The sequence below is a fragment of the Mesorhizobium sp. M9A.F.Ca.ET.002.03.1.2 genome (assembly GCF_003952365.1).
In the GTDB taxonomy this organism is placed as follows: Bacteria; Pseudomonadota; Alphaproteobacteria; order Rhizobiales; family Rhizobiaceae; genus Mesorhizobium.
In genome coordinates, this window is record NZ_CP034443.1 from 4,104,012 (window position 1) to 4,127,370 (window position 23,359).

Consider the following 23,359-nt stretch of genomic DNA (forward strand, 5'->3'; position numbering starts at 1 on the left):
CCAATCGGCGGAGGATGCCAGCAATCGTTAAATTTCGTATTGCTAAAATACGTCCAAGATCGGCGCATTTTTTCAAAGCTCGTTAACCACGCCGCCGATGGCGGCTTATGGCGCCCGCGATTGGCCTTCATCACGATTGGCGATGCTGAACATCGCGAAAAGCTGGTGACAGGGTGAAGAGCTTCGGTTAATGCGGGCCTGCCGCGGCGGACCGTCGGCGGCGGCGCTCGCAACCATCATGATTTGGGAAAACGGTATGGCGGATTCGCCCGATATGATCGGCTCGCTCGCGGATTTGTCGGGAGCCTATTCGGCCATCCTGTGCGATGTCTGGGGCGTGGTCCACAATGGCGAACGGCATTTTCCGGCCGCGGCTCTGGCGCTGGCAACCGCGCGCGAAGCGAAGATACCTGTCGTGCTGATCACCAATTCGCCGCGCCGAAGCGCCGATGTGGTGGCGCAGATGAACGCGATCGGCGTTCCCCCGGCCGCCTACGACCGCGTTGTCACCTCCGGCGACGTGACCCGCGACCTGATCGCCGAGGGGCCGCGAAAAATCTTCCACATTGGCGCCGATCGCGATTTCACGCTCTATGACGGCCTTAACGTCGAGCTGGTCGAGGAGTTCGAGGCATCCGGTGTGGTCTGCACCGGGCTGTTCGACGACGAGGTGGAGAAGCCGGAAGACTACGCCGATCTTCTGCGGCGGTTGCGCGCCAGGAACCTGCCTTTCATCTGCGCCAACCCCGACATCGTGGTCGAGCGCGGCGAGCGGATGATCTGGTGCGCGGGCGCCTTGGCTCGCGACTACGCCCAACTCGGCGGGCGCACGCTGATCGCTGGAAAGCCTTACGCGCCGGTCTATGACGTCGCGATGAAGGAGATCGCCGACCTGCTCGGCCGCCCGGTCGAGCGCTCGGGCGTGCTGGCCATCGGCGACGGCATGATGACCGACATCAAGGGTGCCGCCGATAACGGCTTCGACGTGCTCTACGTGTCCGGCGGCATCCATGCACGCGACTACGGCGACGCTCTGGGTCCGGATCCGGTCAGGCTAACGGCCTTTCTGGAAAAGCACGGCTACCGGCCGGTCGCCGTCATTGCGACACTGCGGTAGGGTCGCTCGATGACGGAAGCCTTGAAATGACGGAAGCCTTCGAACGCGTTTCTGCAATCTCGCCGCTGCCTGCCCATTTGCGTGGCGGGGTGGTGGCGATCGGTAATTTCGACGGCGTTCACCGCGGTCATCAGGCCGTGCTCGAGCGCGCGCTTGCCGAGGCCCGCCAGCGCGGCGTGCCGGCCCTGGTGCTGACCTTCGAGCCGCATCCCAAAAAGGTGTTCCGGCCTGATATGCCGCTGTTCGTGCTGACGCCGCCGCCGATGAAGGCGCGGTTTCTGTCGTATCTGGGCTTTGCCGCACTCGTCGAACAGCCGTTCACGCGCGACTTCGCCGCGCTGTCGGCGGAAGCCTTCGTGACCGACGTGCTGGACAGGAATCTCGGCATCATGCACGCCGTGACCGGCTTCGACTTCCACTTCGGCAAGGACAGGCAAGGCGGCCCGGCCTATCTGATGGCGGCCGGCGAACGCCACGGCTTCGGCGTCACGCTGGTCGACGCCTTTCGTGACGAGGGCGCCGAGGTGGTGTCGTCGAGCCGGATCCGTGCGCAGCTCGGCGAGGGCGCGGTGGCCGAGGCCGCCGGCCTGCTCGGCTACCGCTTCACGGTCGAGAGCGAGGTGATCGGCGGTCAGCAGCTTGGCCGGACCCTCGGCTTCCCAACCGCCAATATGAGGCTTTCGCCGGAAGCCACCCTGAAGGAAGGGATTTATGCCGTCCGCTTCCGTCGCGCCAACGGCACGCTTCATGACGGTGTTGCCAGCTTTGGCCGCCGCCCAACCGTCGACGACAACGGCGCGCCGCTTTTGGAAACCTTCGTTTTCGACTTTTCCGGCGATCTCTACGGCGAGATATGCGCGGTGTCCTTCTTCGGTTTCCTGCGCGCCGAGGTGAAGTTCGATGGGCTCGACGCGCTGGTCGCGCAGATGAAACGCGACGAAGCCGAGGCGAGGGCGCTGCTTGCCGGCGTCAGCCCGCTTTCCGAGCTTGACGCCCGTATTGCTTTTTGAACCTATTTCTTCAGCGCCAGGCCGACGGCAATGAACGCCCAGCCCTGGAAGATCAGGTCGATGGCGAGGAACAGCCCCAGCACCCACAGGCTGTTGACTGGCCAGCCCATGGCGATGACCAGGCCCGCTAGCGCGCTGATGACGCCCGCCGCGACGATCCAGCCCCAACCTTTTTGCGGCCTGTGCTGGTAACCGACCCAGGCCCTGAGTATGCCGGAAGCGACGAGGGCGACCGCCAGCAGTAAGGTCAGCACCGCCGAGGCCAGCAACGGATTGTAGAAAGCGAAGAATCCGGCGATGGCATAGAGAAGCCCGCTGAGCAGCCAGTAGAAGAACCGGCTCCATGCCTTCACTCCGAAGGCATGGAGGATCTCGATGACGCCGGCCATCAGCATCAGCCAGCCGACGACATAGACCGAGGCGACGGTGGCGATGAACAGATTGCCGAAGGCGATGCCGCCGAGGATCAGCAGCAGCACGCCGAGCCCGACGAACCATCCCCATTTCGCCCGCGTCTGACCGATCACTTCGTTCAAGGCATCGCCGTGCAGAGACATTGTCGCCATCTCCATCAAGGGTCGCGAATAGGAAGGTTAGCGCCGATGGCTTTGCCCGTCCAGCGAGCGGCTTGCCCGGTTGCACGCCAAAAAAGCGAGCGCACCGTTTCGAGTTTAAATCAAATTTTACCGAACCGGCGCCATGGCTCTTGGCAAGGCCGGTTGTTCCTGCCGGTGTTTCGTGTGTATGGAGTAACGATGCGTTCTGTCAAGGCGATTCCGGTGGTCTTGGCCGCCTTCATGCTGGGTGCGCCCGGTGCCGCCGAAGCCGGCGAGGGCGCCTTGGGCTGGCTGTCCGGCGACTGGTATCTGACGGTTGGCGCCACCGGCATGGTCGCGCCGGATTTCGAGGGCAGCAAAAACTACCTGCTCAGCGCTTCGCCGATCATCTCGCTCGGCAAGGTCGGTCCCGCGGCCCGCTTCACCTCGCGCAACGACAACATCTCGCTGGCGCTGATCAACGACGGCGGCCTCCGCGCCGGCCTGACCGGAAAATTCCTGTTTTCGCGCGATGGCGGCGACGCCGACGAGCTGAAAGGCCTCGACCCGGTGCGCTGGGGCGGCGAGGCCGGCGGCTTCTTCGAATTCTATCCTTTGGACTGGTTGCGCGCCCGCGCCGAATTGCGGCACGGCATTCGCGCCCATAACGGCTTTGTCGCCGATATCGCCGCCGACGCCTTCTACGATGTGACGCCCACCGTCAGGATTTCGGGCGGGCCGCGCGTTTCGTTCGCCTCATCGGACTATTTTGACGCCTATTACGGCGTCAATGCCGAGGAAGCCGTGGCGTCTGGCCTCAGCGAATACCATCCGGGCGGCGGGGTGAAATCGGTGGGCCTTGGCGGCGCGGTGACCTGGAAAGTGACCGAGCCGATGACGGCCAGCCTGTTTGGCGAATATTCGCGCCTGACGGGTCCGGCCGCCGATTCCAGCCTGGTCGAGGAGCGCGGCGACCGCAACCAGTTCACGATCGGCGTCTCGACGACCTACCGGTTTGACTTCTCGATGTGAGCTATCCCAACAACCGCGTATCGACCGGATGCGTCGTGACGCCAACGATACGGATGCCGTCGCGGGCTAGCAAATCCGGGTTGAGGAGATAGTTCCTCGTGAACGGGACGATTACGCAAGGGACTTCCATGACCGTGTGGATGGCGGCTGCGACAAAGTTCGTCCCGAGCCGTTGTGTCATGGCCAGATCGTCCTTCCAGTCATCAGGCATGCCGGGAGACGTGATGGCAACGCCATCCGGCACTTCGATCTCCAGAAGCTGATAGGTCTCGGGCATGTCTTCCGCGTCGACATGCACAAGTATCTCGAGAAGTGCCGTGGCCAGGTGATCGGCGCAGTAGACAATTGGTGTTCCCTTGACATGCCAACGGCCGCCGCAGACCAAACCGCCGACACCCAGAAGGTCGGCGTAGCCGGAAATGCGCCAGAGCCGCATATGTCAGGCGAAGATGCCATGGTCGATGCGATGGAGCTCTTCTTCCACCAGCACTGCACCCGTTTCTGATTGCAAGAGGTTGATCGGCGTCTCGTTAAGCACCCTGCTGTGCTTGCGCAGCCAACGCTGCGCCTTTTCGTGATTGCCGAAAACCCGATCCGCCATCGCCGAAATCCGTTCAAGCCGCATGACGCGGTCTGACTCGGCGATCGTCAGCGTCTCGTTTCGCTCCCTGCGGCGTGCCAACGTCCGTCGCGGGCCGACGATTTTATAGATTTCGTCATTGCTGAAGCCACGCTGGCGAAGTCCTTCGACCCTGGTGACGTGAACGAGAAACCGTTCCGTTGCGGTGTCCGGGATCGCGGCGCCGATACGCTCGGCCTTTGGATTTGGGTTCGGCTGAACCTTGATGTGCAAGCTGGACATGTTTTAGCTCCGCTGCCATTTGCCCAAAGACATAGGCGCAATTGGCACATACTGCAAGGAGGCGGGGTGCCCGCGAGTTCGGGCTTTCCAATGCAGCCGGCCTCGTTTAAAAGCCCGCTCATGACGCAGTTTTCTCGCGGGTTCGCGATTGCGATACGAATTACAAGCCCGGTGTTCCGGGCGGCCTGACCGCCGCCGGAGTCACCGGGAATATTGTGCGCGGCCTCTCGCGCTTTTTCCAGATCATGATAGTTCAACGCCCGAGCTTCTTTGCCGCCGGGCAATGCATATGGCAGACCAATGACCGACACCCCAATGACCGACGCTGCTGAAACGATCGACTATTCCAAGACGCTTTATCTGCCGCAGACGGATTTCCCGATGCGCGCCGGCCTGCCCGAGAAGGAACCCCTGCTGGTCAAGCGGTGGCAGGACATGGACCTTTACCGCAAGCTGCGCCAGGACGCCGCCGGCCGCGAAAAATACGTGCTGCATGACGGCCCGCCCTACGCCAACGGCAACATCCATATCGGTCATGCGCTGAACAAGATCCTCAAGGACGTCGTCACCCGCTCGTTCCAGATGCGCGGCTACGATTCGAATTACGTGCCCGGCTGGGATTGCCACGGCCTGCCGATCGAATGGAAGATCGAGGAGCAGTACCGCGCCAAGGGAAAGAACAAGGACGAGGTCCCGGTCAACGAGTTCCGCAAGGAATGCCGCGAATTCGCCGCGCACTGGATCAAGGTCCAGGGCGCGGAGTTCCAGCGGCTGGGCGTCGTCGGCGATTTCGACAACCCCTATATGACGATGGCCTTCCATGCCGAGGCGCGCATCGCCGGCGAACTGTTGAAATTCGCCATGTCGGGCCAGCTCTATCGCGGCTCCAAGCCGGTGATGTGGAGCGTGGTCGAGCGCACCGCGCTGGCTGAGGCCGAGGTCGAGTATCAGGATTATGAGAGCGACACGATCTGGGCGAAGTTTCCCGTGGTGAGCCTCGCTCGCCAGGTCACTGACGTCGAAGACGGGCAGCCGGCACTGGATCCGAGGCTGACTGTGACATCGCTGGACTTGCTGGAGGCCCATGTCGTCATCTGGACGACCACGCCGTGGACCATCCCCGGTAACCGCGCCGTCAACTTTTCGCCACGCATCAACTATGGCCTCTACGAGGTCACGGCGGCCGAGAACGCTTTCGGCCCGCAGCCTGGCGAAAAGCTGATTTTTGCCGACGCGCTGGCGGAAGAGGCTGCGGCCAAGGCCAAAGTGACGATGAATCGTCTCCGCAGCGTTTCGGCCGAAGAGCTTGGAAGCCTTACGCTTTCGCATCCCTTCAGAGGTTTGAACGGTGGTTATGAATTCCCGGTGCCGATGCTCGCCGGCGACCACGTCACCGACGACGCCGGCACCGGCTTCGTCCACACCTCGCCAAGCCATGGCCGTGAGGATTTCGATGCCTGGATGGATGCCGTATCGGATCTGCAGGCGCGCGGCATCGACACGGCGATCCCATTCCCCGTCGACGATGCCGGCTTCTTCACCAAGGATGCGCCGGGCTTTGGCCCGGATCGCGAGGGCGGTGCTGCGCGCGTCATCGACGACAACGGCAAGAAGGGCAACGCCAACCAGGCGGTCATCGACGAGCTGATCAAGCGCAACGCGCTGTTTGCCCGCGGCCGGCTGAAGCATTCCTATCCGCATTCGTGGCGGTCGAAGAAGCCGATCATCTTCCGCAACACGCCGCAATGGTTCGTCTACATGGACAAGGAGCTGGGCGACGGAACGACGCTGCGCAGCCGTGCCTTGAAGGCGATCGACGACACCCGCTTCGTGCCGGCCGCCGGCCAGAACCGCATCCGCGCCATGATCGAGGAGCGCCCCGACTGGGTGCTGTCGCGCCAGCGCGCCTGGGGCGTACCGATCGCCGTCTTCGCCGATGCCGACGGCAATGTTCTGCGCGACGAGGCGGTCAACCAGCGCATCATGGACGCCTTCGAGAAGGAAGGCGCCGACGCCTGGTTCGCGGCCGGCGCCAAGGAGCGTTTCCTTGGCAATCACGATGCCTCGAAATGGCAGCAGGTGATGGACATCCTCGATGTCTGGTTCGATTCCGGCTCGACCCATGCCTTCACCCTCGAGGATCGTCCGGACCTGAAGTGGCCGGCCGACGTCTATCTGGAAGGATCCGACCAGCATCGCGGCTGGTTCCATTCCTCGCTGCTCGAAAGCTGCGGCACCAGGGGCAGGGCGCCTTACGACACCGTCGTCACCCATGGTTTCACCATGGACGAGGAGGGGCGGAAAATGTCGAAGTCGCTCGGCAACACCGTGGTGCCGCAGGACGTCATCAAGCAGTCGGGCGCCGATATCCTGCGGCTATGGGTGGTGACGACCGATTATTGGGAAGACCAGCGGCTCGGCAAGAACGTGCTGCAGACCAACATCGACGCCTACCGCAAGCTGCGCAACACCATCCGCTGGATGCTGGGCACGCTTGCTCATGACGATGGCGAGGACGTGCCGCTGGACAGGATGCCGGAGCTGGAGCGGCTGATGCTGCATCGGCTCTCCGAGCTCGATGAAGTCGTACGCACGGGCTACGACGCCTTCGAGTTCAAGCGCATCACCCGCACGCTGCTCGACTTCATGGTGGTCGAGCTGTCGGCCTTCTATTTCGACGTCCGCAAGGACGCGCTCTACTGCGACGCGCCGTCGAGCGTGAAGCGAAAAGCTTCCGTGCAGGTGGTGCGCCATCTGTTCGACTGCCTGGTGAAATGGCTGGCGCCGATGCTGCCCTTCACCATGGAGGAAGCCTGGCTCGACCGTCACCCAGACGCCGTCTCGGTGCATCTCGACCAGTTTCCGCACATCCCGGCCGACTGGAAGAACGAGCCGCTGGCGGAAAAATGGCGCAAGGTGAGGCAGGTCCGCCGTGTCGTCACCGGCGCGCTGGAGATCGCGCGCGCCCAGAAGGTCATCGGCTCGTCGCTGGAAGCGGTGCCGGTCGTCACGCTCGACGATGCGGCGCTCGAAGCGGCGATATCAGATGTCGACATGGCCGAGATGGCGATCACCAGCGATCTGGTCGTTGCGCATGGCAGCGCGCCTTCCGGCGCCTTCACGCTGGACGACGTCAGGGGCGTCGCCGTGGTGGTCGAGAAGGCCGAGGCGAGGGGTCTGGTCAAATGCGCGCGCTCATGGCGCTACACGTCCGATGTCGGGCAGGACAAGGAGTTTCCCGACGTTTCGGCGCGGGACGCGGCAGTCCTGCATGAGTTGAAGGCGCTTGGCCGGCTTTAACGCATGTCGCCCAAAAGTGTGCAGGGGTTTTGGGATAACGACATGCACGGCCAGGTCGCCATATCGGTGCACAAATGCCACGGCGGGCGGCTGATCGGCCTCCGCTCGTTGCCCTTAACGAGTGGTTGAGGTAAACACGCGAAACTCCGGACGACAAATTGTCGCCGGATTTCCGTCGCAAGTGCATAGACGATAGGGGACCGGACCTTTGGCCGGTGGCGATCGAGAGGCTGTCTAGAGTGGGACTTTTTGGCATGACCGAAAGAACTTGCGCGCGCGTTGCGCTGCTGGCGCCGCTTGTCGTATCCGGCCTGGCCCTGTCCGGCTGCATGGGCTCGCCTACCTACGGCACCGACAAGCCCGCCGCCGCCCAGCTTGCCGGCGATCTGACCAGCGCTTTTTCGGTTGTGCCGAAGAACAAGGAAAGGATCGACTACAAGCCGCGTCCCGAACTGGTGAAGCCGGCGCCGGGGCAGAAGGGCGTGTTGCCGCCGCCACAGGACAGCATCGCGACGGCGAGCGCCGATTGGCCGGAATCGCCCGAGCAACGCCGCGCTCGCCTGCGCGCCGAGGCCACGCTCCATCAGGACGATCCGTCCTACCAGGCGCAGATCGTCGATGACGTCCAGACGGATCCAACGGCGATCAAGGCCGCGATGGCGCAGTCGGGATCCAGTCATCCGCCGGCCTGGTCTCCGGCGGATTCGGACAAGGGCCGCGCCGCCGAGGTCAAGCGCCGCCTCGCCGAAGGCAAGCAGGGTGACCCGAACACCCGCAGATATCTGAGCGAGCCGCCGGTGCAATACCGCGCCGCCGCCGCCACCGCGCCGGTGGACGACCTCGGCGAGGACGAGTACAAGAAAGAACGCCGCCTCAAGAAGGAAGCGGCCGCCAAGAACAAGAGCGGCGGCATGTTCGACTGGCTGCCCTGGTAAGCTGCCGACGAAGAAAGCTGCCGACGCTACGGTTCGCGTCGTTCCCGGAAAAAATCCTTCAGAAGCAGCGCTGCGTCGCTCTCGGCCATGCCTGGATAGATGTCTGGCACATGGTGGCAGGTCGGTGAGGCGAAGAAGCGCACGCCGTTGACCACGGCGCCGCCCTTCTCGTCGGCGGCACCGAAATAGAGCCGGCGCAACCTGGCGAAGGAGATGGCGCCGGCGCACATGGCGCAGGGCTCCAGCGTTACATAGAGGTCGTGGCCGGTGAGCCGCTCGCTCGACAGGCTGCGGCAGGCCTCGCGGATCGCCAGCATCTCGGCATGGGCGGTGGGGTCGGCAAGCTCGCGGGTGCGGTTGCCGGCGCTGGCAACGACCGTATCGCCGCTGGCGATGACCGCGCCGACCGGCACTTCGCCACGCAAGGCGGCGGCTTCGGCCTCTTTCAACGCCAGCGCCATGAAATCCGGCCGCTTCAAGCGGTTTCCATTCCTATTATCTCCTCGCCACTCAGGCGTGATCCTGTTATCTAGCGCATGACCCCGAAAACCGGAATCGGTTTCGGAAAGGATCATGCGCCAAAATCAAAGTGCTACAGCGTCCTATGTGCGTCCAACAGGACGCGCGGCGCCGTAGCGGTGCAAACGAGCAAAGGCCACATGGACGACAAAGACAAGAAATTCCCGCGCCAAAAGGGTCCGCGCAAGAACGGTCCGAAACCGTCGGGCCCGCGTGGTCGTGATGCCGCTGCCGGCAAAGGCGGTAAGCCGTCCTTCGGCGCGAAAAAACCTTACGCGCCGCGTGGCGACCGGCCGGCGGCGGCAGAGGGCGAGCGGCCGAAGCGTGACTTCAAGGGCGGCGACCGGCCGTTCAGCAAGGGGCCGCGCCATGAAGCCAAGCCCTATGAGAAACGCGAGGGTCCGCGCAAGCCATACGCGCCGCGCGGCGACCGGCCGATGGCCGCCGAAGGCGAGCGGCCGAGGCGCGACTTCAAGAGTGGCGACCGGCCATTCGGCAAGGGGCCGCGCCCCGAAGGCAAGCCCCCGAGGGCAAGGCCTATGAAAAACGCGAGGCGCCACGCAAACCTTATGCGCCGCGTGGCGACCGGCCGGCCTCGGCGGAGGGCGGCGAACGGCGTTTCGACCGGCCCAAGCGCGACATCGGCGATCGGCCCAAGCGCGATTTTGGTGACAGGCCTCAAGGGGCATCGGGCGGCGGCTTCAAGCCGCGCCCGCGTCCCGCGGAAGTGACGGAAGAGGCAGGCGAGCGCATCGCCAAGCGGCTGGCCCGCGCCGGCCTTGCCTCGCGCCGCGATGCCGAAGAGCTGATCGCGGCCGGCCGCGTCAAGGTCAATGGAAGGGTGCTGTCCACGCCCGCCTTCAATGTGATGCCCGGCGACATCATCCATCTCGACGGCATGGAGATCCCGCCGATCGAGCGGACCCGGCTGTTCCTGTTCCACAAGCCGGCCGGCGTGGTCACCACCAACCGTGATCCCGAGGGCCGCAAGACCGTCTTCGACGTGCTGCCGGCCGACCTGCCGCGGCTGATGACCATCGGCCGTCTCGACATCAACACCGAAGGCCTGCTGCTGCTCACCAATGATGGCGGGCTGTCGCGCGTGCTCGAGCTGCCGGCCACCGGCTGGCTCAGGCGCTACCGCGTGCGCGTCCACGGCAAGGTCGAGGAAAGTGCGCTTGCCGGCTTGCGCGAAGGCATCGCCGTCGATGGCGTCTTCTACGGTGCCATCGAGGCGACGCTCGACCGCGAGCAGGGCACCAATGCCTGGCTGACGCTCGGCCTGCGCGAGGGCAAGAACCGCGAAGTCAGGAACATATTGGGCTCGCTTGGCCTCGACGTGACGCGGCTGATCCGCATTTCCTACGGGCCGTTCCAGCTCGACGACCTGCCTGAAGGCCATGTGCTGGAGATCAAGGGCCGCGTGCTGCGCGACCAGCTCGGCGAGCGCCTGGTCGAGGAATCCGGCGCCAATTTCGACGCCGAGATCACCAAGCCGTTCTCCAACCGGCCCGTGCGGCGTGAGCGGGAAGCGGAGCCGGAGCGGCCGAAATTCACACGCGACGGCGAACGCCGACCGATCGGCGAGGGCGGGCTAATCAAGAACCGCAAGCGCCGCGAAGGCAGCCGCGACGAGGCGCTGGGCAAGCTTTCGACAAGTCCCGGCAGAAGCTCTGGTCCAGAAAAGAGCTTTGGTGAGCGTGGCCCCAAATCTGAACGTGGCGGGCCCGAGCGCGGAGGCTTCGCCGACAAACCCCGTGGCGGTTTTGGCGACAAGCCTCGTGGTGGTTTCGGCGGGAAAAAATCCGAGCGCGAGCAGCGGCCGATCGAGCCGCCTGGCCAGCGCAAGGCCAATGTCTGGATGGCGCCGGGTGCGCGGCCGATCGGCAAGGGCAGGGCGGACGCCGACGCCGCCAAGGCGGCTGAAACCAAGGCACGCAAGGCCTCGTTCAAGCCGTCTTATGGCAAGCCCGCCAGTGGAAAACCCGGAGGCGCAAAGCCGTTCGGCAAGCCACGTGGCGACCGTCCAAATTCCGGCAGCAGTGATGGCGGCGGCAAAGGCGGCGACCGCCCACGCAGCGGCCCTGGCGGATCAAGGGGAAGCCATGCGGATCGTCGGCGGTGAGTTTCGCGGGCGTCCGCTGGCGACGCCCCGCTCAAGCGCCATCCGCCCGACCACCGACCGCACCCGCGAGGCTGTCTTCAACGTGCTGGCGCATCGCTTCCCCGACAGGCTGGACGGCGCGCGCGTGCTCGACCTGTTCGCCGGCACCGGCGCGCTCGGCCTCGAAGCGCTGTCGCGCGGTGCTGCTTACGGCGTCTTCATCGAGGAATCGTCGGAAGGGCGCGGCCTGATCCGCACCAATGTCGAGGCCTTCGGCCTCACCGGGCGCACCAAGATATTCCGCCGCGACGCCACCGCCCTGGGCGAGGCGGGCACGATGGCCGCGTTTGGCTTGGTGTTCGCCGATCCGCCCTACGGCAAGGGCTTGGGCGAGCGTGCCTTGCGCTCGGCCAAAGCCGGCGGCTGGCTTGCTCCCGGCGCGCTCTGCGTCGTCGAGGAGGCGGCGGTGGCGCCCTTCGAGGCAGGGCCGGGCTTTTCGGTTGTCGATGAGCGCAGCTATGGCGAGACCGTCATCCGCTTCATCGAAGCCGCCTGAGTTCGGCCTCCTTTGCGCGCGAAAATGACGAACAAATCACTTTGCCTGTATCAATATCCCCGCCTATCGTCCCACCCCATGACAACCGGAGCCATTGATGACATTTCAGGCTGAATGGCTGCGCGGAACGCTCCTGGGGCTGTCTCTCGTGATGAGCGGCCCGGCCATGGCCGACAACAAGCCTGACGACGGCAAGGCGACAAATTTCCTGCTCGACAACGGCATGGAGGTCGTCGTCATCCCCGATCACCGCGCGCCGATCGTCACCCATATGGTGTGGTACAAGATCGGCAGCGCGGATGAGCCGCCGGGCAAATCCGGCATCGCCCATTTCTTCGAGCATCTGATGTTCAAGGCAACGACCAATCACGCGGCCGGCGCGTTCGACCGCGCCGTCTCAGCCATTGGCGGCTCCAACAACGCCTTCACCTCCTATGATTACACCGCCTTCTACGAGACGGTGGCGCCGCAGGCGCTCGGGCAGATGATGGATTTCGAGGCTGATCGCATGCGCAACCTCATCCTCAGCGACGACGTCATCAAGACCGAGCGCGACGTGATCCTCGAGGAACGCCGCTCGCGCATCGACAGCAATCCGCAGGCGGTGCTCGGCGAGGAGGTGGACGCCACGCTCTGGCAGAACCAGCCCTACCGCATTCCGGTGATCGGCTGGATGCAGGAGATGGAGAAGCTGAACCGCACCGACGCCAAGGCCTTCTACGACAAGTACTACACACCCAACAACGCCGTGCTGGTGGTGGCCGGCGATGTCGAGCCTGAGCTGGTCAAGGCGCTGGCCGAAAAGACCTATGGCAAGGTCGCGCGGGGTCCAGACCTGCCGCCGCGCATCCGCCCGGTCGAACCGGAGCAGAACACCAGGCGCACGGTGACGCTCGCTGACGCGCGCGTCAGCGTGCCGAACTTTTCGACGCAATGGGTGGTTCCATCCTATCGCACCGCAAAGCCGGGTGAAGCGGAAGCGCTGGACCTTTTGGCTGAGATCCTCGGCGGCGGCAGCCGCAGCCGGCTCTACCAGCAGCTTGTCGTCAAGCAAGGCATTGCCGCCGAGGCCGGCGCCTTCTTCCAGGGCACCATGCTCGATGCCAGCAACTTCACCGTCTATGGCGCGCCGCGCGGCGACGCCAAGCTGGCCGATGTCCAGGCGGCGGTCGAGGTCGAGGTCGCCCGCATCGCCAGGGATGGCGTTACATCGGGTGAGCTGGAGAAGGCCAAGGATCGTTTCGTCCGCTCGATGATCTTCGCCCGCGACAAGCAGGATTCGATGGCTAACATCTACGGCGCAACGCTCGCCACCGGCGGCAACGTCAGGGATGTCGAGGAATGGCCGGGCCGCATCCGCAAGGTCACCGCCGACGACGTCAAGGCCGTTGCCGCGCGCTATCTCAATCTCGACCATTCGACGACCGGCTATCTCTTGCCGCAGACACAGGCAGGGAATTGATGTGATGACGAACCAGCACAGCGGCGCGTTCTTCCTTCTCCCCTTGTGGGAGAAGGTGAATTGGCGCGCAGCGCCAAGACGGTTGAGGGGTGCTGGCCGGAGCACCATCGGTGCCAAGCTGGAACACCCCTCATCCGACCGAGCGTCGCTCGGCCACCTTCTCCCACAAGGGGAGAAGGGAAGGTCGCGCATAGCCGTCCCTTTGGCCACCCTCTTCCTCTCGCTCCTCTTCCTCATCCTGCCGCCACTCACCGCCCGCGCGGCCATGAACATTCAGGAGGTGACGTCGTCGAAAGGCATCACCGCCTGGCTGGTGGAGGATTATTCCGTGCCCATCGTCGCCATCCGCTTCGTCTTCGACGGCGGCACGACGCAGGATCCCGCTGGGAAGGAAGGGCTTGCCAATCTGATGAGCGGCCTGTTCGACGAGGGCGCCGGCGATCTCGACAGCGAGGCCTTCCAGATAAAGCTGGACGATTTCGGCGCCGAGATGGGCTTCGATGCGGCACGTGACGGCACCTATGGCTCGATGCGCATGTTGGCCGAGCAGCGGGACGGCGCGTTCGACCTGTTGCGGCTGGCGGTCACCAAGCCGCGCTTCGACCAGGCGCCAATCGACCGCATCCGCGCCCAGGTGCTGTCCGGCATAATCGCCAACGAGCTTGACCCCGATACGGTCGCCCAGCGCAAATGGCTGGAAGCACTATACGGCAGCCATCCCTATGCGCGACCCGACGAGGGTACCAGGCAAAGCGTCGCCATGATCGCACGGGACGATCTCATCGCCTTTCACAAGAACTTCGCCCGCGACGGCCTGCATGTGGCGGTGGTCGGCGCCATCGATGCCGAGACGTTGAAGAAAAAGCTCGATATGGTCTTCGGCGACCTGCCGGAACACCAGGCGCTCAGCGCGGTCGCCGATGCCGATCCGAAACTCAACCAGCAGCTCGAGGTCATTTACGACCAGCCGCAGGCCTCGTTGCAACTGGCCTATCCCGGCGTGAAGCGGAGTGCGCCGGATTTCTTCGCCGCGGTGCTGATGAATGAGATCCTCGGCGGCGGCGCCTTCACCTCGCGCCTGTTCGACGAGGTGCGCGAAAAGCGCGGCCTGGCCTATAACATCAGTTCCGACCTCGTCGATCACCAGCACGCCAACGCGCTCGCCATCACCACGGCGACCCGCTCGGACCGGGCGGCCGAGACGCTGGCTGTCGTGCGCGAGGTGGTGAGGCGCATGGCTGAAGAGGGGCCGACCGAAGCGGAACTGGCGGCGACCAAGAAATACATGATCGGCGCCTATGCCATCAACAATCTGAATTCCTCCGGCGCCATCGCCGCGACGCTGGTCGAGTTGCAACTCGACAAGCTCGGCATCGACTACATGCAGCGACGCGCCGCCCTCATCGACGGAGTGACGATTGCTCAGGTGAAAGCGGCGGCGAAGAAACTGCTCTCCGCCGAGCCGGCCATCATGGTCGTCGGGCCGAAGCAGGGCGAGGCCGGGAAGGAATGAGCCCCACCTTCGGCATCGCCTTCGGCGGCGGCGGCGCCCGCGGCCTGGCGCATATCCATGTCATCGAGGCGCTGGATGAGCTTGGTATCAAGCCCGTCGCCATATCAGGCTCGTCGATCGGCGCCATCATGGGCGCCGGCATGGCCTCGGGCATGACCGGCAAGGAGATTCACGACTATATGCGCTCGATCCTCGGCCACCGCGCCGAGGTGGCGGCGCGCATGTGGCGGGCGCGGCCCGGCACCTTCGCAGAGATGATGCAGGGCGGGCTGCGTATCACCCAGTTCAACGTCGAGCGCATTCTCAGGGCGTTCATGCCCGACACCATTCCCGAAACCTTCGCCGGGCTGAGAATACCGCTGAAGGTGACGGCGACGGATTACTTCGGCCACAAGCTCGCCGTGTTCAGCGAAGGCGACCTGCATTCGGCACTTGCCGCCTCCGCAGCCATTCCCGCGGTGTTCCGCCCGGTGATGCGCGACGGCAGGCTGCTGATCGACGGCGGCATCTACAATCCAGTGCCGTTCGACCTGATCGAGCACGACGCCGACATCATCATAGCCGTCGACGTGGTCGGCGTGCCGACCGAGGCCCGGCGCAAATACCCGACCTCCGTCGACCTGATGTTCGGCGCCACGCAATTGATGATGCAGTCGATCATTGCCGCCAAGCTGAGGCAATGCCAGCCGGACATACTGGTCAGGCCGGCGGTATCGAAATACCGCGTCCTCGATTTCATGAAGATCGACGCCCTGATGGCCGAGACGGTGGCGATCAAGGACGAACTGAAGCGGGAGATCGAGAAGGCGGTGGAGGGGAGAACCAAGGTCGACGCGGGCAAACCTTCCGTGGCCTGACTATTCCGTCACGGCTTGAACCGTTCGCGGGTCGATCGAACGGTTCAGGATCAGCGCCCCGGACAGCACAAAGCCACCCGTTCAATTGATGACGAGCGCCGGATCTTAACGCCTCGGCCTGGAGGACTGCGGATGTTCGGGTCAATGATTGAGCGGATGTTCGGGTCGATGACGGATTTGCCGACCTGAGCGAGACTTCTCGCCAGAACGATGCCGTCGGCATGCACGCCGTTGAGGCAAGGACGCCGAGGCCATTGCTGGTCAGCGAATTCTGCGTCAGGCCGTTCCCGACGCTTTGCCGGCCGGGCATTTCGCCTTCGGAACCTATGTGTTCGACGCCCGCGCGAGAAGCCTCATCGACGCCGACGGCGTGGCCATTCCGCTGACGCCGATGGAACTCGATCTGGTGGCGGCCTTCGCCGCGCGGCCAGGCCAGGTCATCGGTCGCGACGAATTGCTCGATCTGGCGCCCCCAGGGGCGACGAGCCCTTCGACCGCAGCATCGACAGCCGCATCACCCGGCTGCGCCGCCGGCTGGAAAAGGACCCGGCCAAGCCGGAGCTGATCAAGACCATCCGCGGCCTTGGATACTTGTATCCAAGGCGGTGAATGAGGGCTCAGGGGCCAGGCTGCCCTGTGGGCGGAACGATCCGCATGACAAGGCGCATCAGATCGGCCTGGCGGGAGACGCCGGTCTTCTGGAAGATATTGTCGAGATGGGTCTTCGTGGTCGTGCTGGCGATGTGAAGGCTGGCGGCGGTCTCCGCCATTGTGTGCCCGGCGAGAAGGCTGGCGAGCACGCGGGTTTCGGCGAGCGTCAGCCCACAGGCCGTCGCCAGCATGTCGGCGGCGTCATGCTCGTCCGGTGCATTGCCGATGAACACAGCGGCCACCGCCGCGGGTTCCATGCCGGCGCGCAGGTCGCCGCCGGCCATCGGCAGCACGCGGGCGAAGACGGGCGGGCGGTCGGGTTCGGTGAGCCAGTCGGATTCGCTGAGGCGGACGGCAAGTCCGGTCTTGCCGATGCTTGCCTCATCCTGAGCCGCAATCATGATGGCGATGTGAAGCTCCTTGGAAGCCGACGGGATATTCGCCTGCAGAATGCCATGGGCATCGTGGATCGGCGCGCCGCTGCGCAGCATCTGCGTGGCCGAGCGGTTGGCGTGCAGGATGGCGCCGCGTTCATTCGTGAGGACCACGGCGCAGGTGAGCGCATCGAGCGCCTCGGCCATCCGGGCGCGCTCGATCGTGCTGATGTCGAGCATGTTGCTGATCATTACCGAACGGCGCACATGCGGCAGCAAAAGTCCGCCCAGCTTGATCTCGCGCTCGGTGATGATGCCTTGCCGCTCATGGCGGGCAACGGCGAAGCCGGCAAGGCGGGTGGGGGTGTGGATCAGGAAAAACGACATGACGTCGATCAGGCCCTGCGGCTTCAGGCACTCCTGAAAGTATCGGGAGGCCTCCAGATAGCTTTGAGGGACATGGCGCGAGACCACATGCGGCATTTCGAGCGAAGGCCATGTCGAGAGATCCTCGATCAGCCGGGCATGGATCTCGGGGATATATTTCGCCTGTTGCTCCAGCCAGTATGGCTCTATTCCAACGGTCCTGTAGATCAGCAGCCGGTCGTGGCTGAGGTCGTCAAGGTGCAGGACCGCGGTCTGGGCGTTGAGCGCATCCCTGATCCCGGCAAGCGCGTCCTCCCATCGCTCGGGATCGAGCGCGCAATCGTAGATCGAGCCGATCAGCTTCGACAGCTCATGATGCGACAATGCCTTGGCCATCGACGGCCTCCCGCATGTCGACAGCGCGTCCGATGCGGACACCGCGCTCTCACAAGTGCTCTCGCTTTTCCAAATTTTAGCGATCGCTTAAATTCGATTATCTCCCCCAAACAGGGGATGTGCAAGCAGCCGGGCGGTGAAATGCTCGCGCCCAGAAGAAAAGGTCACACCAATCGTGACGACCGGTGGGGTTCGCGCCATTCCCGGCTCGTAGGCCTTCGCCGATGTAATGCAGCCGGGGGGCCCATCATGAATTTTCCTTTGTGCGCGTCGGCTGTCACAGCGCGCGGCTGTCTATTGGTGAAACCATAAACCGGGCTCGACCCGGACAATTCGAGGGAGCAGCATCATGTACAGGTACATTGCTCTTGCCGCACTTTGCATGGCCACAATCCCCGCGCATGCCGGCGAGCTTGGCGCCATGAAGGCGGAAAGTATCGATCTCGGCGGCTTCCTTGGCGTCGTCTATTACATGCCCGAGGAGAACGGTTATCGGGTGGTCACCACAATCGCGCAGGGCGAGGCCGGCTTGCCCGTGCGTTTCGTGGCGACACTGACCGAGAACCAGATGGTCGCGGTCTCCGTGCCGGGCAAGCTGGGAGAGTCGGACCAGATCATCGAGATATCGCGTGTCGGCGGCAAGCTCGTCGTCAGCCCGCAGCCATTGGACGGGATCGTGGTTGCTTCTCCAACGGCCGCCATCGAGTGATGACCGCCGCCGAGTGATCCAAGGTCGAGTGATCCAAGGTCGAGTGTTTCAGGGGCATGCGCGTTGCGGCGACGTTGGATGAGCCTGCAATATGGGAGACAGACGATGTCTCCATGGCTCGTCCCGTCTGTCGTCGTCTTGACCGTCGCCGCCGGGCTCAGTGCGTCTTCCCAGGACGACGTGGCCACCGGCAGGTTCTACGAAGTTGTCGGCGGCAAGGTCGATGCGCGAACCTACAACGGCTTCCGTCGCTACCATGGCAGCTGCAACCACTGCCACGGCCCCGACGGCATGGGCTCGACGTTCGCCTCGGCCGTTGTCGACCGGCTGCCCGGCATCGAGGTCTTCCGCAGCAACGTTCGCGACGGCGTGCGCAGCGGCGCTTCTGTCATGCAGGGCTTCGCCGACGACCCCAATGTCGCGCCTTACATCGACGACATCTACGCCTACCTGCAGGCCCGCGCCGACGGCGCGCTTGGCCGAGGGCGGCCGGGGAGGTTGGAACCTTAGTACTGCTGGCTGATCGCCTGACCGAAACCGACGTCGTCGACGTGGTCGGCGCTTTCCCTATGGAAGCAACCGATGTAAAAGGGTAAGTTAGCAATTTCTTAAGTATGAATTGGAGCCAGTATGTAAGGGGGGTTCGGTCATGAACTTCAAGGATCTGATCAGGCGTGCCGAGACTGTGGACAGAGAATTTAAGGAGCTCGAAACCGATTTGGCGGATGCATTCGAAGAGTGCCTCAGCCTCGACGACCAGTCGCCTCCAGAGGAGGGCAGTGACCCGGATGAGAATTTCGCGGCAAATAATGATGGCTCGCAGCCTGGGGACGGCGCAGACTCTGCCGAGACCGCACGGCGGCTGACTTCGCATACGCAGACCAGGCTGGCTGCGTTAGCTGCCGTTGAGGGGCTCTTTTACGATGCGCGGGACCATCTGGAGGAGATCAACGCGAAACTGTCGGAGATTGCGACCTCGCACCATCTGACACGCGATTTCCTGAACATCCTTTATGCCGATGTTCTTCGTGCCAACGAACTGGAATTGGCGAATGCCGGCCTTGCCGCACACCAAGGAGTGCTGTCGGAACAGCTCCACGACGCGGTCAGAAAGCAGCGCGAACGCGAAGGCGCCGTCGAAGTCTTGCAGCAGCGCGAGACTAGCCTGGTCCAGGACAGGGAGGCACTTCGCAGCGCGCTGGCCGCGGTAAGGCTGGAACTCGCGGAGGCAGCCAATGCGAGCGCTAAACGGGAAGCGGAACTCGGCGAGGTCGTCAAGACGCTCGCGGCCAAAATGGTCGAGGCCAAGACACGCTCGCGCGAGAACAAGATGCTGCGCGAAAAGCATGTCGGCCTGTCGATTGATCTCGACAAGGCGCTTAGGCGGGAAACCGAGGCGCGGCACAGGCTCGACGAGCTCTCGACGATTCATGCCAGCGAAGCGGCGCGGCTTTCGGAACTGCTGACTGCGCTTGGCAAGAGCGAGAAGGAGGAAATGCGGCTCCAGAGATCGCTCGAGGTTGCGCAGACGAAGCTGTCGGAAATGACCGAGGCGGCTCGTATCGTGGAAGGCGACCGGGAAGCCGAGCTTGCACGCAGTCACGCAGAGATGAGCGGCTTGCGTTCTGAAATTCAGAACCTCCAATCGCGACTGGAGCTTGCCTCGAACCAGAACAGCGAAGCCTCCGCCGAGATCACCGGGCTCAGGGCTCAATGGAGCGACGCCGTGGCCGAAAAGCAGGTTGCGGATGAAAGATTGACTGCTCTCGTGAAGGAGAGCGAAAACGACAAGACGAACCTTTCGACGGTGAACGCGAATTTTTCGCAGCTTTCCCTGCAGCAGGCGTCCGAACAGATGCAGCTCGATGTCCAGAGGCAGGAATGCGAGGACCTGCGCGCCGAAGTCGCGTCGCTCAATGCCCGGATCAAGGAACTGTTGCCCTATGAGCGCCTTCACAGGGTCACCAACGCCAAGCCGCGCGAAGGCGTCGTGGTCGAAATCAACGGCGTGGTGGCGGAGGCGGCGCGCGCCACCAGGCGGCGCGGGCGTCGGAATCTGCGCGCCACGTCATAGCAAAGGCGCAACGGACTGCACGTCGCCTTCTGTGATCCGGCTGGTGGCGTCGAAATACCGGGGTGCTCGATTTCAGGAAGATCGAGGCGCGCGAGACGGGGAGATCAAGGAAGAGCTGAAGTGGCAGGTGGAGAGGGTGATGAAGGCGCGGATGGCGCTGCCGTCAAGCGGAGGCGGGGGAAGGGGGGCGGATGAAGCGCGAAGGCCTTCGGCTCGACGCCCTCCGCATTGCTCCAGTTGAACCGCTGCGAAGCGATCCAAGCATCGAAGCGGTTGCCGAATTGCGTGGCCGAAATCAGCGCGAGCGGCACCTGCTCGCCGGGCGGGTGCAGCGGCTTGTCCTAGGTCGACGGCGCCGGGGTAGCTCAGCAGCCTGACGCGGTCGACAAGCCCATGGCGCAACAATTCCTGCGCGACGCTCAGGCCGCCATGCACATAGATGTCGCTACCGCCGCTGCCCTGCTTCAATTTCCTGACCGCTTCCGGCAATGCGCCCTTCAGCAGCTCGGCCGGTTTCCGGTCGAGCACCCTCAAGCTCGTCGACGCGACATATTTCGGCAGCGCGTTTGAACCGCTCGGCGAAGTCTCCGGTTTCCCTGGGCCAGGAGCCGGCAAAAATCTTATAGGTCGTGCGTCCCCCAAGGCACCGGAGGTGCAGAAAACGCTATCAGATGGCCGCCAGAGTGGCGTTTCCAAACGGTCTCTAAGCATCGATCGCGTCAATATCCATGCTCGGCCCGGACCCGCAGCATCGACGGCCGCATCACCCGGCTGCGCCGCCGGCTCGTATCCGAGGCGTTGACTCTATCCCTGGTGTTGCGAGCAGGTCGGTTTTGACGCCGCATTGCTCCGGTGTTTTAGCGGCCGCCGGGCGGCTGAGCCGCTTCGAGGGTGGACCGGCGCCGAGCGGTGTGCTGTAGAGCGATGGGTCCGCCTCATTCAGGGGAGGGCAAGCAACAAGGGTGGCGTTTGCGACGATCGATACAGCATCCCGTTCGACTGGTGCCATTGGCTTTCCTGTTTGTCATCCTTGCGGGCACGGCATTGCTGATGCTGCCGATCTCGCGTGCGGGCCCGGGAGGCGCTCCGCTGCTGACGGCCCTGTTCACGGCCGCCTCGGCCGTCTGCGTGACCGGGCTGATCGTTCAGGACACACCCACCTACTGGTCCGGATTCGGCCAGGGTATCATTCTTGCGCTTTTCCAGATCGGCGGCTTCGGCATCATGACCGGCGCGACGCTGCTCGGGCTCCTGGTGACCCGGAAGCTGAAACTCAGGCGCCGCCTGGTCGCTCAAGCCGAGACAAAGAGCCTTATGCTCGGCGACGTCGCGGCAGTCCTGCGGCTCATCCTGCTGGTCACGGTGACCATCGAGATGCTGACCACCGCCGTGCTTGCCTGGCGCTTGCGCTACGCTTACGACCACGGGTGGAGCGACGCCCTCTGGCATGGCTTTTTCCAGGCGGTTTCCGCCTTCAACAATGCCGGCTTCTCGACCTATTCCGACAGCCTCTCCGGCTTCGCGCTCGACCCGATCGTGCTCATTCCAATCATGGCCGCCGTCGTGATCGGCGGTTTGGGATTTCCCGTGATTTTTGAACTCCGATATGGGATGCGGCACCCCGCACGTTGGTCGATTCACACCAAGATCACGCTTTTCGGGACCGCTTTCTTGCTGGTTGCCGGTCTCGTCGGGACGGCTGCCTACGAATGGACCAATCCGGCGACGCTCGGCCTCTTCGAATGGCCCGGAAAGCTGCTGAACGCCGGCGCGCACTCGGTGATGGCGCGAACCGCGGGCTTCAACAGCGTCGATATCGCGGGCATGCGGATCGAGACGCTGGCGGTCACCTACGCCCTGATGCTGATCGGGGGCGGCAGTGCCAGCACGGCGGGCGGGATCAAGGTCACCACCTTCTTCCTGCTGGGCTTTGTCGTCTGGGCCGAGATCCGCGGCCATACGGATTCGACTGCATTCCGTCGCCGCATCGGCTCGCCTGTCCAGCGCCAGGCGCTGACGATCGTCCTGCTGGCGGTAGGGGCGGTCGGCGGGGGAGTACTTATCCTGCTCAGCGTGACGAGCTTCGCGCTTCAGGACGTGCTGTTCGAGGTGATATCGGCGTTTGGAACTGTCGGCCTTTCCACCGGGATCACCGCGGATCTGCCCCCCGCCGGGCAATTGGTCATCATTGTGCTGATGTTCCTCGGACGTGTCGGCACGATCACCATCGCCAGCGCGCTCGCGCTGCGAGAACGCAATGAACCCTTCCGCTATCCAGAGGAGCGCCCAATCGTTGGCTAAAAGCAGCACATCCCACGGTGACGGCGTCGTCGTCATCGGCCTCGGCCGCTTCGGCGGCGCCGTTGCCCAGTCCCTCGTCAGTCTCGGTCACGATGTTCTGGCCATCGACGAGAGCGCTGAACTCGTCCAGAGCTGGGCAAGCCAGCTCACCCATGTGGTGGAAGCCGACAGCTCCAATGCCGACGTCCTGCGGCGTCTCGGCGTGCAGGATTTCCACCATGTCGTGGTCGGGATCGGAACGGACATCGAAGCCAGCGTGCTGACCGTTCTGGCGCTCGCCGAACTCGGTGTGCCCGACATCTGGGCGAAGGCCGTGAACACGAACCACGGTCGTATCCTGGAGCGGACGGGCGCACACCATGTCGTCTATCCGGAGGCCGCCATGGGCGAGCGTGTGGCGCATCTCGTAACGGGCAAGATGATCGACTTCATCGAATTCGACGATGGCTTCGCCATCGTGAAGACGAGGACGCCGCGAGAGGCTGTCGGCAAGACGCTGGCGGAGTCCGGCGTAAGGACCAAATACGGCGTCACCGTCGTCGGCGTGAAACGGCCGCGGACCGACTTCACCTACGCCACCCCGGAAACCGTCATACAGCACGGCGACCTGCTGATCGTATCCGGTCCGACAAAGCTGGTGGAAAAGTTTGCCGCCATCGCCTGACGGAATCCTGGTGGCTGTCGG

At 63.9% G+C, this 23,359-nt stretch carries 21 protein-coding genes and 1 pseudogene; 16 read left to right on the top strand and 6 right to left on the bottom strand.

Annotation, left to right across the window (positions count from 1 at the left end):
* Window positions 1–256 precede the first annotated feature (256 nt).
* Entirely contained in the window at window positions 257–1,117 is an 861-nt protein-coding gene (locus EJ066_RS19730; RefSeq protein ID WP_189644319.1) for a TIGR01459 family HAD-type hydrolase, read from the top strand.
* A gap of 26 nt (window positions 1,118–1,143) precedes the next feature.
* Entirely contained in the window at window positions 1,144–2,127 is a 984-nt protein-coding gene (locus tag EJ066_RS19735) for a bifunctional riboflavin kinase/FAD synthetase (protein WP_126040839.1), read from the top strand.
* Between the two features lie 2 nt (window positions 2,128–2,129).
* On the opposite strand, the gene EJ066_RS19740 is transcribed toward EJ066_RS19735, so the two are convergent.
* Window positions 2,130–2,684 carry an HdeD family acid-resistance protein gene (locus EJ066_RS19740; protein WP_126040841.1) on the bottom strand — a complete coding sequence of 185 codons (555 nt, stop codon included), beginning with the start codon at window positions 2,682–2,684 and terminating at the stop codon, window positions 2,130–2,132.
* A gap of 198 nt (window positions 2,685–2,882) precedes the next feature.
* On the opposite strand from EJ066_RS19740, the gene EJ066_RS19745 reads away from it, so the two are divergent.
* Window positions 2,883–3,695 carry a MipA/OmpV family protein gene (locus tag EJ066_RS19745; RefSeq protein WP_126040843.1) on the top strand — a complete coding sequence of 271 codons (813 nt, stop codon included), beginning with the start codon at window positions 2,883–2,885 and terminating at the stop codon, window positions 3,693–3,695.
* Window position 3,696: 1 nt separating this feature from the next.
* On the opposite strand, the gene EJ066_RS19750 is transcribed toward EJ066_RS19745, so the two are convergent.
* Window positions 3,697–4,131 carry an RES family NAD+ phosphorylase gene (locus EJ066_RS19750; RefSeq protein ID WP_126040845.1) on the bottom strand — a complete coding sequence of 145 codons (435 nt, stop codon included), beginning with the start codon at window positions 4,129–4,131 and terminating at the stop codon, window positions 3,697–3,699.
* A gap of 3 nt (window positions 4,132–4,134) precedes the next feature.
* Window positions 4,135–4,557: an MbcA/ParS/Xre antitoxin family protein gene (locus EJ066_RS19755; RefSeq protein WP_126040847.1), complete on the bottom strand. Its 423-nt coding sequence runs from the start codon at window positions 4,555–4,557 to the stop codon at window positions 4,135–4,137.
* 315 nt (window positions 4,558–4,872) lie between these two features.
* Between EJ066_RS19755 and ileS the strand changes: the two genes are divergently transcribed.
* A complete protein-coding gene (gene ileS / locus EJ066_RS19760) occupies window positions 4,873–7,857 on the top strand; it encodes an isoleucine--tRNA ligase (protein ID WP_126043977.1) in 2,985 nt (994 codons plus the stop codon).
* A gap of 254 nt (window positions 7,858–8,111) precedes the next feature.
* Window positions 8,112–8,792, top strand: coding sequence for a hypothetical protein (locus EJ066_RS19765; protein WP_126040849.1), 681 nt, complete (start codon window positions 8,112–8,114; stop codon window positions 8,790–8,792).
* Between the two features lie 26 nt (window positions 8,793–8,818).
* Here the strand turns inward: EJ066_RS19765 and EJ066_RS19770 are convergent, their stop codons facing one another.
* Entirely contained in the window at window positions 8,819–9,271 is a 453-nt protein-coding gene (locus EJ066_RS19770) for a nucleoside deaminase (protein WP_126040851.1), read from the bottom strand.
* 180 nt (window positions 9,272–9,451) lie between these two features.
* On the opposite strand from EJ066_RS19770, the pseudogene EJ066_RS19775 reads away from it, so the two are divergent.
* The 6 genes and pseudogenes from EJ066_RS19775 to EJ066_RS32140 all read left to right on the top strand — a co-directional run bounded on the left by EJ066_RS19775 (window position 9,452) and on the right by EJ066_RS32140 (window position 16,368).
* A pseudogene (locus EJ066_RS19775) lies at window positions 9,452–11,436 on the top strand (pseudouridine synthase).
* Entirely contained in the window at window positions 11,417–11,971 is a 555-nt protein-coding gene (gene rsmD, locus EJ066_RS19780; protein WP_126040853.1) for a 16S rRNA (guanine(966)-N(2))-methyltransferase RsmD, read from the top strand. Before EJ066_RS19775 ends, rsmD begins: the two are co-directional and overlap by 20 nt.
* Before the next feature lie 97 nt (window positions 11,972–12,068).
* Window positions 12,069–13,433, top strand: coding sequence for a pitrilysin family protein (locus EJ066_RS19785; protein WP_126040855.1), 1,365 nt, complete (start codon window positions 12,069–12,071; stop codon window positions 13,431–13,433).
* A gap of 190 nt (window positions 13,434–13,623) precedes the next feature.
* Window positions 13,624–14,946, top strand: a complete 1,323-nt coding sequence (locus tag EJ066_RS19790; RefSeq protein ID WP_245455221.1) for a pitrilysin family protein — start codon at window positions 13,624–13,626, stop codon at window positions 14,944–14,946.
* Window positions 14,943–15,803, top strand: a complete 861-nt coding sequence (locus EJ066_RS19795) for a patatin-like phospholipase family protein (RefSeq protein ID WP_126040857.1) — start codon at window positions 14,943–14,945, stop codon at window positions 15,801–15,803. The genes EJ066_RS19790 and EJ066_RS19795 overlap by 4 nt, the downstream gene beginning before the upstream one ends.
* A gap of 328 nt (window positions 15,804–16,131) precedes the next feature.
* Window positions 16,132–16,368 carry a hypothetical protein gene (locus EJ066_RS32140; RefSeq protein WP_245454945.1) on the top strand — a complete coding sequence of 79 codons (237 nt, stop codon included), beginning with the start codon at window positions 16,132–16,134 and terminating at the stop codon, window positions 16,366–16,368.
* 52 nt (window positions 16,369–16,420) lie between these two features.
* Here EJ066_RS32140 and EJ066_RS19805 read toward each other — a convergent pair whose 3' ends face one another.
* Window positions 16,421–17,590 carry a LuxR C-terminal-related transcriptional regulator gene (locus tag EJ066_RS19805; RefSeq protein ID WP_126040859.1) on the bottom strand — a complete coding sequence of 390 codons (1,170 nt, stop codon included), beginning with the start codon at window positions 17,588–17,590 and terminating at the stop codon, window positions 16,421–16,423.
* A gap of 349 nt (window positions 17,591–17,939) precedes the next feature.
* On the opposite strand from EJ066_RS19805, the gene EJ066_RS19810 reads away from it, so the two are divergent.
* From EJ066_RS19810 to EJ066_RS19820, 3 genes are all read left to right on the top strand, one after another.
* Complete coding sequence (locus tag EJ066_RS19810; protein WP_126040860.1) at window positions 17,940–18,299, top strand: hypothetical protein; 360 nt, start codon at window positions 17,940–17,942, stop codon at window positions 18,297–18,299.
* A gap of 105 nt (window positions 18,300–18,404) precedes the next feature.
* Window positions 18,405–18,809 carry a c-type cytochrome gene (locus EJ066_RS19815; protein WP_126040862.1) on the top strand — a complete coding sequence of 135 codons (405 nt, stop codon included), beginning with the start codon at window positions 18,405–18,407 and terminating at the stop codon, window positions 18,807–18,809.
* Window positions 18,810–18,948: 139 nt separating this feature from the next.
* Entirely contained in the window at window positions 18,949–20,373 is a 1,425-nt protein-coding gene (locus tag EJ066_RS19820; RefSeq protein WP_126040864.1) for a hypothetical protein, read from the top strand.
* Between the two features lie 72 nt (window positions 20,374–20,445).
* On the opposite strand, the gene EJ066_RS19825 is transcribed toward EJ066_RS19820, so the two are convergent.
* Window positions 20,446–21,084 carry a dihydrofolate reductase family protein gene (locus EJ066_RS19825; protein WP_245454946.1) on the bottom strand — a complete coding sequence of 213 codons (639 nt, stop codon included), beginning with the start codon at window positions 21,082–21,084 and terminating at the stop codon, window positions 20,446–20,448.
* Between the two features lie 180 nt (window positions 21,085–21,264).
* On the opposite strand from EJ066_RS19825, the gene EJ066_RS19830 reads away from it, so the two are divergent.
* Both EJ066_RS19830 and EJ066_RS19835 read left to right on the top strand, forming a co-directional pair.
* Window positions 21,265–22,674: a potassium transporter TrkG gene (locus EJ066_RS19830; protein WP_245454947.1), complete on the top strand. Its 1,410-nt coding sequence runs from the start codon at window positions 21,265–21,267 to the stop codon at window positions 22,672–22,674.
* Entirely contained in the window at window positions 22,667–23,338 is a 672-nt protein-coding gene (locus tag EJ066_RS19835) for a TrkA family potassium uptake protein (protein ID WP_210211033.1), read from the top strand. The genes EJ066_RS19830 and EJ066_RS19835 overlap by 8 nt, the downstream gene beginning before the upstream one ends.
* Window positions 23,339–23,359 lie beyond the last annotated feature (21 nt).

Coding starts and splice junctions, on each gene's coding strand:
- EJ066_RS19730 (WP_189644319.1), top strand. CDS start 257: ATGGCGGATTCGCCCGATATGATCGGCTCGCTCGCGGATTTGTCGGGA.
- EJ066_RS19735 (WP_126040839.1), top strand. CDS start 1,144: ATGACGGAAGCCTTCGAACGCGTTTCTGCAATCTCGCCGCTGCCTGCC.
- EJ066_RS19740 (WP_126040841.1), bottom strand. CDS start 2,684: ATGTCTCTGCACGGCGATGCCTTGAACGAAGTGATCGGTCAGACGCGG.
- EJ066_RS19745 (WP_126040843.1), top strand. CDS start 2,883: ATGCGTTCTGTCAAGGCGATTCCGGTGGTCTTGGCCGCCTTCATGCTG.
- EJ066_RS19750 (WP_126040845.1), bottom strand. CDS start 4,131: ATGCGGCTCTGGCGCATTTCCGGCTACGCCGACCTTCTGGGTGTCGGC.
- EJ066_RS19755 (WP_126040847.1), bottom strand. CDS start 4,557: ATGTCCAGCTTGCACATCAAGGTTCAGCCGAACCCAAATCCAAAGGCC.
- ileS (WP_126043977.1), top strand. CDS start 4,873: ATGACCGACGCTGCTGAAACGATCGACTATTCCAAGACGCTTTATCTG.
- EJ066_RS19765 (WP_126040849.1), top strand. CDS start 8,112: ATGACCGAAAGAACTTGCGCGCGCGTTGCGCTGCTGGCGCCGCTTGTC.
- rsmD (WP_126040853.1), top strand. CDS start 11,417: ATGCGGATCGTCGGCGGTGAGTTTCGCGGGCGTCCGCTGGCGACGCCC.
- EJ066_RS19785 (WP_126040855.1), top strand. CDS start 12,069: ATGACATTTCAGGCTGAATGGCTGCGCGGAACGCTCCTGGGGCTGTCT.
- EJ066_RS19795 (WP_126040857.1), top strand. CDS start 14,943: ATGAGCCCCACCTTCGGCATCGCCTTCGGCGGCGGCGGCGCCCGCGGC.
- EJ066_RS19805 (WP_126040859.1), bottom strand. CDS start 17,590: ATGGCCAAGGCATTGTCGCATCATGAGCTGTCGAAGCTGATCGGCTCG.
- EJ066_RS19810 (WP_126040860.1), top strand. CDS start 17,940: ATGTACAGGTACATTGCTCTTGCCGCACTTTGCATGGCCACAATCCCC.
- EJ066_RS19815 (WP_126040862.1), top strand. CDS start 18,405: ATGTCTCCATGGCTCGTCCCGTCTGTCGTCGTCTTGACCGTCGCCGCC.
- EJ066_RS19820 (WP_126040864.1), top strand. CDS start 18,949: ATGAACTTCAAGGATCTGATCAGGCGTGCCGAGACTGTGGACAGAGAA.
- EJ066_RS19825 (WP_245454946.1), bottom strand. CDS start 21,084: ATGCTTAGAGACCGTTTGGAAACGCCACTCTGGCGGCCATCTGATAGC.